Origin of the sequence: Nocardiopsis sediminis (assembly GCF_042650565.1) — a bacterium.
Classification (GTDB): Bacteria; Actinomycetota; Actinomycetes; order Streptosporangiales; family Streptosporangiaceae; genus Nocardiopsis_B; species Nocardiopsis_B sediminis.
Window position 1 is genome coordinate 249773 of record NZ_JBHSBH010000004.1, and the last position, 16181, is coordinate 265953.

At 70.6% G+C, this 16181-nt stretch carries 10 protein-coding genes; 9 read left to right on the plus strand and 1 reads right to left on the minus strand.

Annotated elements, in window-relative coordinates; all coding sequences use genetic code 11:
* Positions 1–170: 170 nt before the first annotated feature.
* Positions 171–3404, plus strand: coding sequence for an efflux RND transporter permease subunit (locus tag ACFOVU_RS05240; protein WP_378530304.1), 3234 nt, complete (start codon positions 171–173; stop codon positions 3402–3404).
* Between the two features lie 203 nt (positions 3405–3607).
* A complete protein-coding gene (locus ACFOVU_RS05245) occupies positions 3608–3766 on the plus strand; it encodes a hypothetical protein (RefSeq protein ID WP_378530306.1) in 159 nt (52 codons plus the stop codon).
* Between the two features lie 102 nt (positions 3767–3868).
* On the opposite strand, the gene ACFOVU_RS05250 is transcribed toward ACFOVU_RS05245, so the two are convergent.
* Entirely contained in the window at positions 3869–4321 is a 453-nt protein-coding gene (locus ACFOVU_RS05250; RefSeq protein ID WP_378531180.1) for an ATP-binding protein, read from the minus strand.
* Between the two features lie 737 nt (positions 4322–5058).
* Between ACFOVU_RS05250 and ACFOVU_RS05255 the strand changes: the two genes are divergently transcribed.
* The 7 genes from ACFOVU_RS05255 to ACFOVU_RS05285 all read left to right on the plus strand — a co-directional run bounded on the left by ACFOVU_RS05255 (position 5059) and on the right by ACFOVU_RS05285 (position 16098).
* The gene (locus tag ACFOVU_RS05255) at positions 5059–7104 is read left to right on the plus strand and encodes a PhoX family protein (RefSeq protein ID WP_378530308.1); all 2046 of its coding nucleotides are present in this window, start codon (positions 5059–5061) and stop codon (positions 7102–7104) included.
* Positions 7105–7220: 116 nt separating this feature from the next.
* On the plus strand, positions 7221–8300 hold the full coding sequence (gene mgrA, locus ACFOVU_RS05260; protein ID WP_378530310.1) for an L-glyceraldehyde 3-phosphate reductase: 1080 nt from the start codon (positions 7221–7223) through the stop codon (positions 8298–8300).
* A gap of 319 nt (positions 8301–8619) precedes the next feature.
* Complete coding sequence (locus ACFOVU_RS05265; RefSeq protein WP_378530312.1) at positions 8620–9735, plus strand: NDMA-dependent alcohol dehydrogenase; 1116 nt, start codon at positions 8620–8622, stop codon at positions 9733–9735.
* A 410-nt stretch (positions 9736–10145) separates the two neighbouring features.
* Entirely contained in the window at positions 10146–11129 is a 984-nt protein-coding gene (locus ACFOVU_RS05270) for an ABC transporter permease (protein ID WP_378530314.1), read from the plus strand.
* A gap of 116 nt (positions 11130–11245) precedes the next feature.
* Positions 11246–12163: an ABC transporter permease gene (locus ACFOVU_RS05275; RefSeq protein ID WP_378530316.1), complete on the plus strand. Its 918-nt coding sequence runs from the start codon at positions 11246–11248 to the stop codon at positions 12161–12163.
* A 19-nt stretch (positions 12164–12182) separates the two neighbouring features.
* A complete protein-coding gene (locus ACFOVU_RS05280; RefSeq protein WP_378530318.1) occupies positions 12183–14315 on the plus strand; it encodes a dipeptide ABC transporter ATP-binding protein in 2133 nt (710 codons plus the stop codon).
* Between the two features lie 58 nt (positions 14316–14373).
* On the plus strand, positions 14374–16098 hold the full coding sequence (locus tag ACFOVU_RS05285; RefSeq protein ID WP_378530320.1) for an ABC transporter family substrate-binding protein: 1725 nt from the start codon (positions 14374–14376) through the stop codon (positions 16096–16098).
* Positions 16099–16181: the final 83 nt, after the last annotated feature.

Consider the following 16181-nt stretch of genomic DNA (forward strand, 5'->3'; position numbering starts at 1 on the left):
TTGCCGCACGGGTCGACAACCCTCGACCGCTCGTCGCAGCGGTGCCGTTTGCAGCGCAATCACGCCATCTGAGGAGCGACAACTCTCATGTCCAGATCGGCCAAGACCTTCCTTGGCGACCCCTTCGCGTCCCCGCGGCCGGCCGGCACGCCGCACGACCGGAGGACCCCGTGAACCGACTCGCGAAACTCTCCCTCGGCAACCGGGCACTCATCCTGCTGATCACCCTCGCGGTGGTCGTCTTCGGCCTCCTGGCCACCGTGTCGGCCAAGCGCGAGCTCATGCCGTCCTTCAGCGTGCCGATGGTCTTCGTCAGCGCCCAGTACCAGGGCGCCTCCCCCGAGGTGGTCGAGAGCGAGGTCGTCGAGCCCCTGGAACAGGCGGTCAAGGGCGCCGACGGCATCACCTCCTACACCTCCACCGCCGCCGACGGCTCCGCCTCGATCATCGCGGAGTTCGACTACGGCGACGACACCAGCGAGGTCGTCCGCGAACTCCGCCAGGCGGTCGAGCAGGTCGCGCCGATGCTGCCCGACGACGTCGACCCCGACGTCTCGGCGTTCGGCGCCGACGACATCCCCGTGGTGATGCTCGCCGCCGGCGCCGGCGACGGCGACGAACAGGCGCTGGCCGGCCCGCTCCAGGACCAGGTGGTCCCCGAACTGGAGTCGATCCCCGGCGTGCGCGCCGCGACCGTCTCCGGCGTGCGCGGGGAGACGATCACCGTCTCACCCGACGAGGACGAGCTGGAGGACGCCGGGCTCACGGCGTCCGACCTCACGTCGGCACTGGAGGCCGGCGGCGCCCTCACCCCCGGCGGTGAGATCACCGAGGACGGCCGCACCCTGACCGTCACCACCGGCGGCCGGCTGGAGTCCGTCGAGGACGTCGAGAACATGTGGCTGCTGCCGGCCGGCGGATCCGCGCCCGCATCCGCCTCCGCCGCGGCCGCCGCACCGGGCGCGCCCGCCGCCGCCCCGGCGGACCCGGTGCAGCTCAAGGACGTCGCCGACGTCGAACTGCGCGCCGACGACGTCACCAGCATCACCCGGACCGACGGCATCCCGAGCCTCGGCGTGATGATCACCAAGACCGCCGAGGGCAACACCGTCGAGATCTCCGAGGAGGTGCAGGCCCAGCTCGAGGAGCTGCGCCCGCTGCTCGGCGAGGACGCCGAGATCTCGGTCGTCTTCGACCAGGCCCCCTTCATCAACGACTCCATCGTGGCCATGGCCGAGGAGGGCCTGCTCGGGCTCGCCTTCGCGGTCATCATCATCCTGGTGTTCCTGCTGTCGCTGCGCTCCACGCTGGTGACCGCGGTGTCCATCCCGGTGTCGCTGCTGGTGGCGATGCTCGGCGTGCAGGCGTTCGGCTACTCGCTGAACCTGCTCACGCTGGGCGCGCTCACGGTGGCGGTGGGCCGGGTGGTCGACGACTCCATCGTGGTGCTGGAGAACATCAAGCGGCACATGTCCTATGGCGAGGAGCGCTATACGGCGGTGTTCACCGGTGTCCGCGAGGTGGCCACCGCGATCACCGCCGCGACCCTCACCACGATCGCCGTGTTCCTGCCGATCGGGTTCGTCAGCGGCCAGGTGGGCGAGCTGTTCCGGCCCTTCGCCGTGACGGTCAGCCTCGCGCTGGCGGCGTCGCTGCTGGTCTCGCTGACGATCATCCCGGTGCTCGCCTACTGGTTCATGCGGCCCAAGGTGGTGCCGCCCGAGGAGCTGGAGCGGGTCAAGGCCGAGGAGTACCGGCGCGAGCTGCGTACCCCGTTGCAGCGCGCCTACCTGCCGGTCGTCCGCTGGGCCACCCGGCACCGGGTGATCACCCTGGCCGCATCCGTGCTGCTGCTGGCGGGGACCGTCTTCCTGGCGGGCAACCTCCAGACCAACCTGCTCGGCGACCAGGGCCAGAACAACTACAGCGTCACCCAGGACCTGCCCGTGGGCACCTCCCTGGAGGAGGCCGACGCCGAGGCCCTCAAGGTCGAGGAGCGGCTGGGCGAGCTGGAGTGGATCGACTCCTACCAGTCGTCGTTCGGCTCCGGCGGCGGTGGCGGCGGGATGGGCATGATGATGGGCGGCGGCTCCGCCGACAGCATCAGCTACACCATCACCGCCGACCCCGACGGCGACCAGGCGGTCTACCAGGAGCGGCTGCGCCAGGCGCTGGCCGAGGTCGACACCGACAACGAGCCGCGCCTCCAGGACGCCGCGGCCGGCATGGGCGGCTCCGCCCTCGAGGTCGAGGTGCAGGCCGACGAGCGCGCCACGCTGGAGGAGGCCACCGGGATCGTCGAGGACGCCGTCCGCGACATCCCCGGCGCCGACGACGTGGAGAACAGCCTCGCCGCCGCCCAGCCCGCGCTGGACGTCCGGGTCGACGCCGAGACGGCGGCCGACGAAGGGCTGACCGAAGGCCAGGTCGGCCAGGCGGTCACCGGCGCCTTCCAGGGCACCACCGTGGGCAGCGCGACGATCGACGACGCCGAGCGCGACATCGTCGTGCGCGTCAACGACGCCCCTGAGAGCGTGGCCGACCTGGAGGACCTGGCCATCGCCACCCCGGCGGGCGACGAGATCCGGCTCTCGGAGATCGCCGACGTCGAAGAGGTCGCCCAAGCGCCCGAGCTGTCGCGTACCGACGGCGTGCGCAGCGCGACCATCTCGGCCACGCCCACCGCCGACGACCTGGGCGCGGTCAGCGCCGAACTGGTCACCACGCTGGACGGCCTGGACCTGCCCGACGGCGCCACCGCCGTCATCGGCGGCGCCAGCACCGAGCAGGACGAGGCGTTCGCCCAGCTCGGGATCGCCATGCTGGCGGCGGTCGCGATCGTGTACCTGATCATGGTCGCGACGTTCAAGAGCCTCATGCAGCCGCTCGTCCTGCTCGTGTCGATCCCGTTCGCGGCGACCGGCTCCGTGGGGCTGCTGCTGATCACCGGCGAGCCTCTGGGGCTGCCGGCCATGATCGGCCTACTGATGCTCATCGGCGTCGTCGTCACCAACGCGATCGTCCTCATCGACCTGGTCAACCAGTACCGCGAGGAGGGCATGGAGCTGCGCGAGGCCGTCGTGGAGGGCTCGCGGCACCGGCTGCGGCCCATCCTCATGACCGCGCTGGCCACGGTCGGCGCCCTCACCCCGATGGCGCTGGGGATCACCGGCGGCGGCGCGTTCATCTCGCAGCCGCTGGCGATCGTGGTCATCGGCGGCCTGATCACCTCGACGCTCCTCACGCTGATCCTGGTCCCGGTGCTCTACACCATGACCGAGGGGCGCAAGGAGCGGCGCGCGGCCAAGCGTGCGGCCAAGCGCGAAGCCAAGATCGACGCCGTCCGGGCGCAGACCCGGACCGCCGAGAGCGCGGCATCGGGGGCGGACACCGGCCAGGGCTGACCGGACGTCCACTCCGACACGGCCACCGCGGTACATCCGCGGTGGCCGTTGTTGTGTCGTGTAGGGGTGCGGTGCCCCCGGGGTCGCGGAGGACACAGAAAACCCACGCCGGAAATATCACCGATCGTCCGAAATCGTTGCTGATGGCGCAACTCCCGCACACGGATTTGTTAACCGCTGCCTATGGCGGGCAAGCTGCCCGTATGGAGAGCAACGACACCGATCTCGACCGGCTCGTACGCGAGGAGCTCGGCGAGGAGCCGTCCCAAGAGGCCAAGGACTACGCCCGCGAGCTGTACGAGAAGTACCGGCTCCCGGCCGCGCCCGCCCCCACCCCGACCGCCCCCGAGGAGGATCGATAGTGCAAGGGCTCGCGCCCGACCACACCCACCGAACCGCACACGAAAACCCGACACGGCGAAACAGGGGCCTCCCCGCCGGGGAGGCCCCTCGTGCTTTCCCGCTCAGCCGTCGTCCGGCGCCGGGACGGCCTCCCAGACCAGTTCGAACCAGACCATGCGGCCCAGCCCGTCGCTGCGGGGATCGGTGCCCCACTTGGCCGCCAGCGCCTCGACGAGGTCGAGGCCTCGGCCGTGCTCGGTGACGTCGTGGGGATCGCGGTGCTGGGGCCGCGGTTGCTCGGGGCTGCCGAGGTCGCGCACCTCCACCCGGCTCCACCCCTCGGCGCAGTAGACCGTCACCTCGAACTTCCCGCCGGGCGAGCCCGACGCGCTGTGGGTGATGGCGTTGGTGGCGAGCTCACTGGTCAGCAAGGTGGCAGTGGTGATCTCGGGGCAGGTCCCGAGGACCCGCGCGACGAACCGGCGGGCATGCTGGATCTGGTGGGCCATCCCGGGAAAGCGGCGCCGGGTGGGCGGGCCCAGGACATCGGGTGGGGGTCTATGGCGCTCTTCCACGGGTTTCGCCGGACGTCCGGTGGGCAGGCCGAGCCCACCCGGCCGCTCGGACGGGCCTGCGGTATGCGCGCCGTGCTGTGACCTGGCCGCGGGGGTATCGGTCATGTGTTCTCACTCCCCAGTGACATAGAGCGGCGCCACGCCGGAATCGGACCGCGGTGACGTGCGTTGAGCGGGGCCTCCGGAGGTGCGTTCGATGCCCGGCGACGGGTCACGACGCGATCGGGGGATTTCGGGGGTCCCACCCGTGGGGTAGTGCGTTGGGGTTCGTGCAGTACTGGACATCCGCGGGGTGCGCGGAGACAAGCCTCACAGCAGTCGGGGTCGCATCCACGCCCAGAATACGCGGGTTGGCTCGTGGTGAACCAGGTGGGGGTGAGAACCGCCGCCGATCTGGGGATGAACCAGGTCGCACAGAGGCGGAGCGGTGGCAATCCGGACGTACCCGGTGGAGCAGGCCGCGGCGACCGGCGCTCGGGGCCACCCCGGCACCGCCGGTCACCGTGCGCGGCGCCCGGGTGACCCACCGGCGGCGAGGGGCGGGAGGCGGCGTGCTTGCCGGAGGAATTGGCGGTGCATTCACCGCGGATTCACGCTCCCGAATGCCGCATAGGCCAAGGTCAGGAGCGTTCGGGCAGCCACCATTCCGCGTACCGGCGACCGCCGCCGCAACCGTGCCCCCGGCAAGGGCCGGTGCACGCGACCGCCCGACCATCCCCGCACGTTCAGGAGGACCCGTGTCCCAATCCGCGCCCCGCCGACTGCTGCCGCTTCTCGGCCACAACGGGGGTAGATCCCGCGTCACGTGCCGCTTCCGCTGCGGCGACGCCTGCTTCCACGACGCACCCAACACCAGCGCCAACGCCTACTTCGGCGACATCTTCGCCACCGCGCTCTCGCGGCGCAACGTGCTGCGCGCAGGTGCGATCGGCGCCGGCGTCTCGGCGATCGGCCTGAGCAGCATGTCCACCGCCGCTGCGGAGCCCCAGGCCGCCGGCCGGGGCAACCCGCGGCTGGGCTTCACGCCCGTGGCCCCCAACAACGACGACGTCGTGACCGTCCCCGAGGGCTACGAGCACAACGTGATCATCCGTTGGGGCGACCCCGTGCTGCCCGACGCGCCGGAGTTCGACTTCGAGAACCAGACCGCCGAGGCGCAGGAGAAGCAGTTCGGCTTCAACAGCGACTACGTCGCCGTCCTGCCGATCGACGAGGACCGCGCGCTGCTCTGGGCCAACCACGAGTACACCAACGAGAACACGATGTTCGCCGGCTACACCGACGGCAACAGCGCCGACCTGGAGCAGATCAAGGTCAGCATGGCCGCCCACGGCGGGTCCGTCGTCGAGATCGAGCGTGTCCGCGGCACCGGCGCCTGGCGCGCCGTCACCGAGGGCGAGCGCCCCTACAACCGGCGCATCACCATGAGCACCCCGATGCAGTTCTCCGGCCCGGCCGCCGGCCACGAGCTGCTGCGCACCGAGGCCTCCCCTGAGGGTGTCGAGGTCAGCGGGATGAACAACAACTGCGCGGGCGGCACCACCCCGTGGGGGACGATCCTCAGCGGCGAGGAGAACTTCAACCAGTACTTCGTGGGCGGCGAGGCCGCCCCCGATGACGCCAAGGCCGCGCTCAAGCGCTACGGCATCGCCGTCGAGGGCGACACCCGCGAGGACAACCGGCGCTTCGACCGCGCACAGGAGCGCTTCGACCTGTCCAAGCACGTCAACGAGGCCAACCGCTTCGGCTGGATCGTGGAGATCGACCCGTTCGACCCCACCTCCACGCCCCGCAAGCGCACCATGCTGGGCCGCTTCAAGCACGAGGGCGCCACCACCCGCCTCACCCGCGACCGCCGGGTCGCCGTCTACATGGGCGACGACGAGCGCTTCGAGTACATCTACAAGTTCGTCAGCGACGGGAAGTACCGCCCCGGCTCCGCGCGCCACAACGCGACGCTGCTCGACTCCGGCACCCTGTACGTGGGCCGCCTCACCGGCAACAGCCCCGCCGAGGAGATCGACGGCTCCGGCGAGCTCCCCTCGGACGGCGAGTTCGACGGCGCCGGCGAGTGGATCCCGCTGTGCAACGCCAGCGAGAGCTTCGTCGAGGGCTTCACCGTCGCCGAGGTCCTGATCCACACCCGCCTGGCCGCCGACGCCGCCGGCGCCACCAAGATGGACCGGCCGGAGGACTTCGAGCCCAACCCGGTGACCGGCAAGGTCTACTGCGCGCTCACCAACAACACCGCCCGTACGCCCGAGCAGGCCGACGAGCCCAACCCGCGCGCGGCCAACAAGTTCGGGCACATCCTGGAGATCACCGAGCGGCGCAACGACGCCGGGGCCACCACCTTCGGCTGGCAGGTGCCCATCGTCTGCGGCGACCCGGAGGACCCGTCGACCTACTTCGCCGGCTTCGACAAGTCGAAGGTGTCGCCGATCTCCTGCCCGGACAACGTCGCCTTCGACCGGCACGGCAACCTGTGGATCGCCACCGACGGCGCCCCCGGCACCATCGACAGCGCCGACGCCCTGCACGCCGTGCCCATGCACGGCAGGTACCGCGGTGAGCTGAAGACGTTCGCCACGGTTCCGGTCGAGGCCGAGTGCTGCGGGCCGTTCATCTACGAGGACAACCGCACCGTTTTCATCGCCCCGCAGCACCCGGGCGAGGACGGCACGGTCGAGGCGCCCACGAGCACCTGGCCGGACGACAGCCCCTTCCCCCGGCCCTCCGTTGTGTCCATCTGGCGCACGGACGGCGGGGAGGTCGGCTCCTAGCCGCACCGGTTCACCGGTCGCGCGCCCCCTCCCCGGCCCCGCCCGCTCCAGCCCGCCCCGCGCCCCCGCCCGAGGCCGGGCCGGGGCGGGCGGGGCTCGATGGAAGAATGGGGCACATGGTGCGAGAAGCAGACGTTCCCCGACTCGACGTCGCCCCCGCCGGCGTCCACGCCGCAGACCCGGCCCGCTACGACGGCCGGATGCCCTACCGCCGTTCCGGCCGCAGCGGCCTGGCCCTGCCCGCGATCTCCCTGGGCCTGTGGCAGAACTTCGGCGACGACCGGTCGCTGACCACCCAGCGCGCCATCCTGCGGCGCGCCTTCGACCTCGGGGTCACCCACTTCGACCTCGCCAACAACTACGGCCCGCCCTCCGGGTCGGCCGAGGTGAACTTCGGCCGCATCCTGCGCGAGGACTTCCGCCCCTACCGCGACGAGCTCGTCATCTCCACCAAGGCGGGCTACGACATGTGGCCCGGCCCCTACGGCAGCGGCGGCGGATCCCGCAAGTACCTGCTGGCCAGCCTCGACCAGTCGCTGGCCCGCATGGGGCTCGACCACGTCGACATCTTCTACAGCCACCGCTTCGACCCCGACACCCCGCTCGAAGAGACCATGTCGGCGCTGTCGGACGCGGTGCGGTCGGGCAAGGCGCTCTACGCGGGCATCTCGTCGTACTCAGCCGAGCGCACCGCCGAGGCCGCCGCTCTCCTGCGCGAGATGGGCACCCCGCTCCTCATCCACCAGCCGTCCTACTCGATGGTCAACCGCTGGATCGAGGACCAGGACCTGCTCACCACCCTTGAGGGCGTGGGCGCGGGCTGCATCGCCTTCTCCCCGCTGGCCCAGGGGCTGCTGACCGGCCGCTACCTCGACGGCGTGCCCGATGACTCCCGCCTGCGCGCGGGCAAGGCGTTCTCCTCCGCCTGGCTGACCGAGGGCAACCTGGACCGGGTCCGCGCGCTGAACGCGATCGCCGCCGAGCGCGGCCAGACCCTGGCGCAGCTCGCGCTGGCCTGGGTGCTCCGCGACGAGCGCGTCACCTCCGCACTCATCGGCGCCAGCAGCGTCGCCCAGCTGGAGGACAGCCTCGCCGCGGTCAGCGGGCCGCCGCTGACGGCCGGTGAGCTCGCCGCCATCGACGAGCACGCCACCGACCTCGGCATCAACATCTGGAGCGCGTCCAGCCGCCACTGACCCGTGCCGATGGAGCGCCGCCGCCCGGCCGGGCGGCGGCGCTCCGCCGTTTTCGTGCCCGCCGCCCCCGCTTCCCTTACGGCCGTGCGCGCGAACCGCGCGTGTCCGGCCGTCGCGCGCGAATTGCCGACGAGGCCACCCGCTATCCGAAAATGCGGGTAATGGGCGCGGCCTTTCCCGCCCGCAGCGGACCCCTGTTGACACTCCGGAAACACGGTGTTCGACTGGTCCGACCGATTCCCGGAACCCCGGCCTGCCTCCCGGGCTCTGCACGGCGCGACGTCGATCCCATCGTTCCCACGGAAAGGCCACCGCCACGATGAAGACACGAGCCGCCGCATTGCTGGAACAGCCAGGTCGCTGGGAGGTCATCGACATCGAGCTCGCCCCGCCCCGGTCCGAGGAGGTCCTCGTCCGGTTCAAGGCCGCCGGGCTCTGCCACTCCGACGAACACGTGGCGACCGGGGACATGCCGGTGGGCAGCACCCCGATCATCGGCGGGCACGAGGGCGCGGGCATCGTCGAGGAGGTCGGCCCCGGGGTGACCCGGTTCGCCCCCGGTGACCGGGTGGCCGCCAAGTTCGTCCCCAGCTGCGGGAACTGCCCGTCCTGCTACCGCGGCAAGATGAACCTCTGCGACCTCGGCATGTACGCGCTGACCGGCGGCATGCTCGACGGCACCTTCCGCGCCACCCACAAGGGCGCCGACGTCTCCCAGATGACGATGCTGGGCACCTTCGCCGAGCACGCCGTCGTCCCCCAGTACTCCCTGGTGAAGATCCCCGACGACGTCTCCTTCGAGGCCGCCGCGCTCGTGAGCTGCGGGGTGGCCACCGGCTGGGGGTCGGTGGAGTACGCCGCGCAGGTCGCCCACGGCGACACCGTCATCGTCATGGGAGTCGGCGGGATCGGCATCAACGCCGTGCAGGCGGCCGCCGCGCGGGGGGCGGCCTACGTCATCGCGGTCGACCCGGTGGAGTTCAAGCGGACGAAGGCGCTCGAACTGGGCGCCACGCACGCCTACGCCGACATCGCCGAGGCCGCCGACGCCGCCCGGCTGCTCACCAACGGCCAGGGCGCCGACGCCGCCGTCGTCGCCGTGGGGGTGACCACGGGCGAGCACGTCGCCCAGGCGTTCTCGGCCATCGCCAAGCAGTCGACGGTCGTGGTCACCGGGATCGGCGACGCCGCCGCGGTGGGGCTGCCCATCAACCTGTGGGAGCTGTCGATGATGGAGAAGCGCATCCAGGGCGTCATCTTCGGGATGGGCACGCCCGGCTTCGAGGTCCCGCGGCTGCTGGAGCTGTACAAGGCGGGGCGGCTCAAGCTCGACGAGCTGGTCACCCGGCGCTACCGTCTCGACGAGATCAACGCCGGCTACGCCGACATGTACGCGGGAAAGAACATCCGCGGAATCATCGTCCATTCGGAATAGCCGCGTCCGGTTCCGGTGGGCGGCGAAGGGCCGCCCACCGGGTGACCTTCCGTGTTTACGCGGAGTATCGTGAGGCGTACGCGACTCTTCGCGTACTTGTTGTCGGTGTATTTCGGTGAGCTGGGCTGATGTGGAGAAATCTTTCGCTCGTTGTGCTTTCTTGATGTGGCGGTGACCGGGCGGTGTCCCGGTATGCCGCAGACTGCTGGGAATTCGGATCACGGACCGTGAATCGGATCCATCGCGTTCGGACGCCTTCGCCGAGCCACCCTCCACGAAGGATCGGGACGGTCTTGGACCTCATGGCACATGAGGGGTACCGCTCCACCCGATCCCGCTCGGGCGGCGGACGGCGGCGCACCGCGACGGGTCCGGCACAGGGCGTTCTGGCGACAGGGTAGGGGCACCAATTGGGCATGTTCCTGGTCAGGAGACTGCTGAGCTATCTCGTCCTGATCTTCTTAGCCTCCACCTTCGCCTACCTGCTCGCCGCCACCACGCTGAGCCCGCGCACCAACTTCGAGCAGCTCCAGCCCCGGCCCAGCCAGGAGGCCATCGAGCGCGAGCTGACCAAGCTCAACCTCAACGACCGGACCCCGCTGGCCGAACGCTACGCCACCTGGGCAACGGGCGTCGCCAGCGGGGACTTCGGGCAGACCATCACCGACCAGAGCGTCAACGAGCAGGTCACCCGCAAGGCCGGGGTGACCCTGCGGCTGATCGTGGTCGGCACGGTCATCGGCTGCTCGGTCGGCGTGGCCATCGGCGCCTACGCCGCCGTCAAGCAGTACCGGGCCTTCGACAAGGCCTCCACCGCCGCGGCCTTCGTGGTGCTCGCCGTGCCCACGGTCGTCATCGCGGTGTCGCTGCGCGAGGCAGCGCGCTGGTTCAACGCCACCACCGGGCGACAATGGCTGCAATACGGCGGCGAGTACACCGCGGGCCTCGACGCCGGGTTCTGGGGGACCCTGGCCGACCGCCTCCAGCACGGCATCCTGCCCACCGCCACGCTCGCCCTCGCGCTCTTCGCCGCGTTCAGCCGCTACCAGCGCAACATGATGCTCGACGTGCTCGGGGCCGACTTCGTGCGCACCGCCATGGCCAAGGGGCTGACCCGGCGGGCCGCCCTGCTCAAGCACGCGCTGCGCACCGCGCTCATCCCGACGATCACCTACTTCACGTTCACGTTCGGGATCCTGCTGGCCGGCACCACCTTCACCGAGAAGATCTACGGCTGGCACGGCATGGGCGCGTGGGTGGTCGACTCCATCGTGCAGAACGACGTGAACGCGGTGGCCGCCGTCACGTGCTTCATGGCCGTCTGCGTCATGGCGGCGTCCTTCCTCTCCGACATCCTCTACGCGTGGCTGGACCCGCGGGTGCGGGTGAGCTGAGCGATGACCTCCTCCGCCGCCACCCCCGCCGCCGGGCGTGCGCACCCCGCGGGGTGCGCACGGCGCTGGCAGCCGGGCCGCCGCCCCCTCCCCGCCGACGTCTTGGAGACGACCCCATGAGCATGTCCGCCGAACGCGTGGCCGAGGACGCATCCGCAGGCGGCTCCCCCGACGACATCCGGGCCCCCGGGCGCTGGTCCGGCGTGCTCCACGAGCTGCTGCGCACCCGCCGCGTGCTGTTCGGGGCGGCCCTCCTCGTGCTGCTGACCCTCGCTGCGTGGGTCGGCCCGCTGCTGAGCCCGTGGGACTTCACCGAGGCCGACCTCCTGGCCCGCCGCGAGCCCCCCTCGCCCGAGCACTGGTTCGGCACCGACAGCATCGGCCGCGACATCTTCACCCAGACCATGGTCGGGCTCCAGAAGTCCATCATCATCGGGCTGTGCGCGGCCGTCCTCACCACCGCCGTGGCGGCCGTGGTCGGGGCGTTCGCCGGCTACTTCCTCGGCGCCACCGACCGGGTGCTGATGTGGATCACCGACCTCATGCTGGTCCTGCCGAACTTCCTGGTCCTGGCGATCCTCTACCCGGCGCTGCGCGACCAGGGCTGGCCCATCTTCGTCATCCTGCTGGCCGCGCTCGCGTGGATGGTCACCGCCAAGATGGTGCGCGGCATGACCATCTCGCTCAAGGAGCGCGAATACGTCCTCGCGGCGCGCTACATGGGCGTCCCCGACCACAAGATCATCTTCCGGCACATCATCCCGAACATGTCCTCGCTGCTGATCGTCGACGCCACCATCAACGTCAGCGCGGCGATCATCGCCGAGACCTCGCTGTCGTACTTCGGCTTCGGCGTCCAGGCCCCCGATGTCTCGCTGGGTTCTCTCATCGCCTCCGGGTCCACCCAGTCTCTGGCCTTCCCCTGGACGTTCTGGTTCTGCACGGCCCTGCTGGTGGTGCTGGTCATGGCGGTCAACCTGATCGGCGACGGGCTGCGAGACGCGCTCGACCCGCAGTCCAAGCGCAGGTCGTAGAAACGGGAGTTGGAGAGACATGACCGGCACGACCACAGAGACCGGCCCGGCCCTCAGCGAGCCCGGCGCGTCCGACACCCCCGTCCTGGAGATCACCGACCTCAGCGTGGTCTTCCCCGGCAGCGGGAAGAACCCCGACGTCACCGCGGTCCGCGGCGTCAGCTACAGCGTGCGCCGCGGCGAGATCCTCGGCATCGTCGGCGAATCCGGCTCGGGCAAGTCGGTGTCGTCACTGGCCACCATGGGCCTGCTGCCCGACTACGCCAAGGTCAAGGGCTCCATCCGGCTGCACGGCGAGGAGCTCCTCGGCCTCGACGACCGCGCCATGTCCGCCAAGCGCGGATCCACCATCGCCATGGTGTTCCAGGACCCCCTCTCAGGCCTGACCCCCGTCTACACCGTGGGCGACCAGATCGCCGAAGCCGTGCGGGTGCACGACCGCACCGTCAGCCGGGCCGCGGCCCTGGAGCGCGCCGTCGAACTGCTCGACCTCGTCGGCATCCCCAACGCCGCCCAGCGCGCCAAGGCGTTCCCGCACGAGTTCTCCGGCGGCATGCGCCAGCGCGTCATGATCGCCATCGCGATCGCCAACGACCCCGACGTCATCATCTGCGACGAGCCCACGACCGCCCTCGACGTCACCATCCAGGCGCAGATCCTCGACGTCCTGCGCACCGCCCAGCGCGAGACCGGCGCCGCCATCGTCATGATCACCCACGACCTCGGGGTGGTCGCGGGGTTCGTCGACCGGGTCCAGGTCATGTACGCCGGACGGCTGGTCGAGGTCGGATCCGTCGACGACGTCTACTACCGCACCCGCATGCCCTACACCATGGGGCTGCTGGGCTCGGTGCCGCGGCTGGACGAGGCCGAGAAGACGCCGCTGATCCCCATCACCGGCAACCCGCCCTCCCTCGGCGACCTGCCCCCCGGGTGCCCGTTCTCGCCCCGCTGCCCCCTGGCCGTCGACGCCTGCCGCGAGGCCGAGCCCGCGCTCGACCCCGTGGGCGCCGCCGGCCACCACGCGGCGTGCATCCGCGCCGGCGAGATCGAGCAGAACGACTGGACCGCCCGCGACGTCTACCCGGTCCCCGACATCCCCGAGGCCGGCACCGTCGGCGTCCCGCGCGCCGACCGCGCCACCGTGCTCAGCGTCGAAGGCCTGGTCAAGCACCACCCCCTGCTGAAGGGCGCGGTGTTCAAGCGCCGCGTGGGCACCGTCTACGCGGTCGACGGCATCACGTTCGACATCCGCGAAGGCGAGACCCTGGGCCTGGTCGGCGAGTCCGGCTGCGGCAAGTCCACCACGCTGATGGAGATCCTCAGCCTCGAGGCGCCCCAGCAGGGGACCGTCGTCGTGCTGGGCAAGGAGTCCGGCAAGGCCAGCGCCGCCGAGCGGTTCGCCATCCGGCGCGACGTCCAGGTGGTCTTCCAGGACCCCATGAGCTCCCTCGACCCCCGCATGCCGGTGTTCGAGGTGATCGCGGAACCGCTGCGCACCCACTCCTACCCCAAGGAGCGGCTGCGCGCCCGGGTACACGAGCTGCTGGCGCTCGTGGGCCTGGAGGCCGCCCACGCGGCCCGCTACCCCGCCGAGTTCTCCGGCGGGCAGCGCCAGCGCATCGGTATCGCCCGCGCCCTGGCACTCGAACCGCGCCTGCTCGTCCTCGACGAGCCGGTGTCCGCACTCGACGTCTCGATCCAGGCCGGCGTGATCAACCTGCTCGACGAGCTCAAGGCCCGCCTGGGCCTGTCCTACCTGTTCGTCGCGCACGACCTCTCCGTCGTCCGCCACATCGCCGACCGCGTCGCGGTGATGTACCTCGGCAAGATCGTCGAGATCGGCGACGTCGACTCCATCTACCGGAACCCGACCCACCCCTACACCCAGGCCCTGCTGTCCGCGATCCCGGTCCCCGACCCCGACAAGGAACGGGCCCGGAGCCACATCGTGCTCAAGGGCGACCTGCCCAATCCCGCCGCACCGCCGACCGGGTGCAGCTTCCGGACCCGCTGCCAGAAGTTCGCCGTGCTCGGCGAATCCGAACGCGCGATCTGCCTGGAGCGGGAACCGGAGCTCACGCCCGTCGGCAACGGCTCGGCCGACCAGGCCGTGGCCTGCCACCACGCCGAGGAACGCGAGCTCCTGTGATCTTCGCCGGGCCCTTCGGCCCGGTCGATCCCCCAAGGAAGAAACCAGAGGAGGTTCCATGAGAATCAGACGTGCGGCGAGGCTCGCCGCCCCCCTCATGGTCGTGGCCCTAGCGGCCGGAGCGTGCGGCGGCGGAGGCGACGAGGAGGACGGCGTCGGCGAGGAGACCCTCGCCGACATCCCGGCCACCGACATCAACCCGACCGAGCGTGGTGAACTGGAAGAAGGCGGGTCCTTCAACTGGGGCATCAACGAGTACCCCACGCAGTACAACATGGCCCACGTCCAGGGCAACCTGGCCAACGTGCAGCGGATCGCCGCCGCCGTGATGCCCATCCCGGTCGACTTCAACGAGAACGGCGAGGTGGCCGCCGACGAGGACTACGTCACCGAGTACGAGCTGAGTGAGGACGGCCTCACGCTGACCTTCACGCTCAACCCCGACGCCGTGTGGTCCAACGGTGAGCCGATCACCTGGGAGGACTACGAGGCCCAGGTCGAGACCCTCGGCGGCAACCGCGAGAACGACTCCGACTTCGAGATCGGCGACAAGTCCGGCTACGAGCTCATCGAGGAGGTGAGCGAGGGCGAGGACGAGTACCAGGTCGTCTTCCAGTTCGAGAGCCCGTACGCGGAGTGGGCGCGGCTGTTCGAGCCGCTGTACCCCAAGGAGATCATGGAGGACCCCGAGGAGTTCAACTCGGCCTACGAGAGGGACTTCCCGGTCACCGCGGGCCCGTTCGGCGACGTGGAGTTCGACGACACCCGCGAGACCATCACGGTGAACCGGAACGAGGACTGGTGGGGGGAGCCCGCGGTCCTCGACTCCATCATCTTCCACCACTACGCCAACGACGCCCTCTCCGGTGTCATGGCCAACGGTGAGATCGACGGCTACTACCTCGGCTACGAGGCCGCCCAGTTCGAGGAGCTGCGCGACCTCGAGGGCATCCGCATCACCCGCGGGATCGACAACGCCTACCGGCACATCTCCATCAACGGCGGCGAGGGCCGGCTGCTGGAGGACGTCGAGGTCCGCAACGCCCTCGTGCACGCCATCGACCGCTCCGCTCTGGCCGAGGCCACGCTCAGCGGCGTGGAGTGGCCCAGCGACCCCACGGTCAACCGGCTGATCACGTCCACCCAGACCGGGTTCCAGGACAACAGCGAGGGCTACGGGGAGTACGACCCCGAGCTGGCGGCGCAGATGCTCGACGAGGCCGGCTGGACCCAGTCCGGTGAGGGCGAGACCCGCACCCGCGACGGGGAGGAGCTGGAGATCCACTGGGTCATCCCCTCGGACCTCCAGAACACCCGCGACGAGGCCGAGGTCGCCCAGGCGCAGCTCCAGGAGATCGGTGTGGCGGTGAACATCGAGAGTGTTCCCAACACCGCGTACTTCGAGGAGTACATCGTCCCCGGCAACTACGACATGACGACCTTCGTCTACACCAAGACCAACCCCTTCGGCGGCGACTCCGCCGAGAACTTCACCGGCCCGGTGGGCGAGACAGACGAGGGCGAGGTCAACTGGGGCAACAACCTCGCCTTCTTCACCACCGACGAGCTCAACGAGAAGTTCGCGGAGCTCTCCGAGGCGGTCGACCCCGAGGACTACGCCGCGATCGCCAACGAGATCGACCGGCTGCTGTGGGAGCAGAGCATGGCCGTGCCGCTGTTCCAGCGCCCGGGCACCTTCGCGGTGCGGGAGAACGTGGCCAACTGGGGCGCCAATGGCCTGGCCTCCATCGTCTACGAGAACATCGGCTTCACCGCCGAATAACGGGAGCCGGCCACCCGGCCGATCCGACCCGTGTCCCGACGACGGCGCCCCCGCCCGGAGCACTCCGGCGGGGGCCCCGCCGC

Excerpts from the sequence above, each read along its gene's own strand:
- ACFOVU_RS05285 (WP_378530320.1), top strand. The coding sequence starts at position 14,374 with ATGAGAATCAGACGTGCGGCGAGGCTCGCCGCCCCCCTCATGGTCGTG.
- ACFOVU_RS05280 (WP_378530318.1), top strand. The coding sequence starts at position 12,183 with ATGACCGGCACGACCACAGAGACCGGCCCGGCCCTCAGCGAGCCCGGC.
- ACFOVU_RS05275 (WP_378530316.1), top strand. The coding sequence starts at position 11,246 with ATGAGCATGTCCGCCGAACGCGTGGCCGAGGACGCATCCGCAGGCGGC.
- ACFOVU_RS05245 (WP_378530306.1), top strand. The coding sequence starts at position 3,608 with ATGGAGAGCAACGACACCGATCTCGACCGGCTCGTACGCGAGGAGCTC.
- ACFOVU_RS05265 (WP_378530312.1), top strand. The coding sequence starts at position 8,620 with ATGAAGACACGAGCCGCCGCATTGCTGGAACAGCCAGGTCGCTGGGAG.
- mgrA (WP_378530310.1), top strand. The coding sequence starts at position 7,221 with ATGGTGCGAGAAGCAGACGTTCCCCGACTCGACGTCGCCCCCGCCGGC.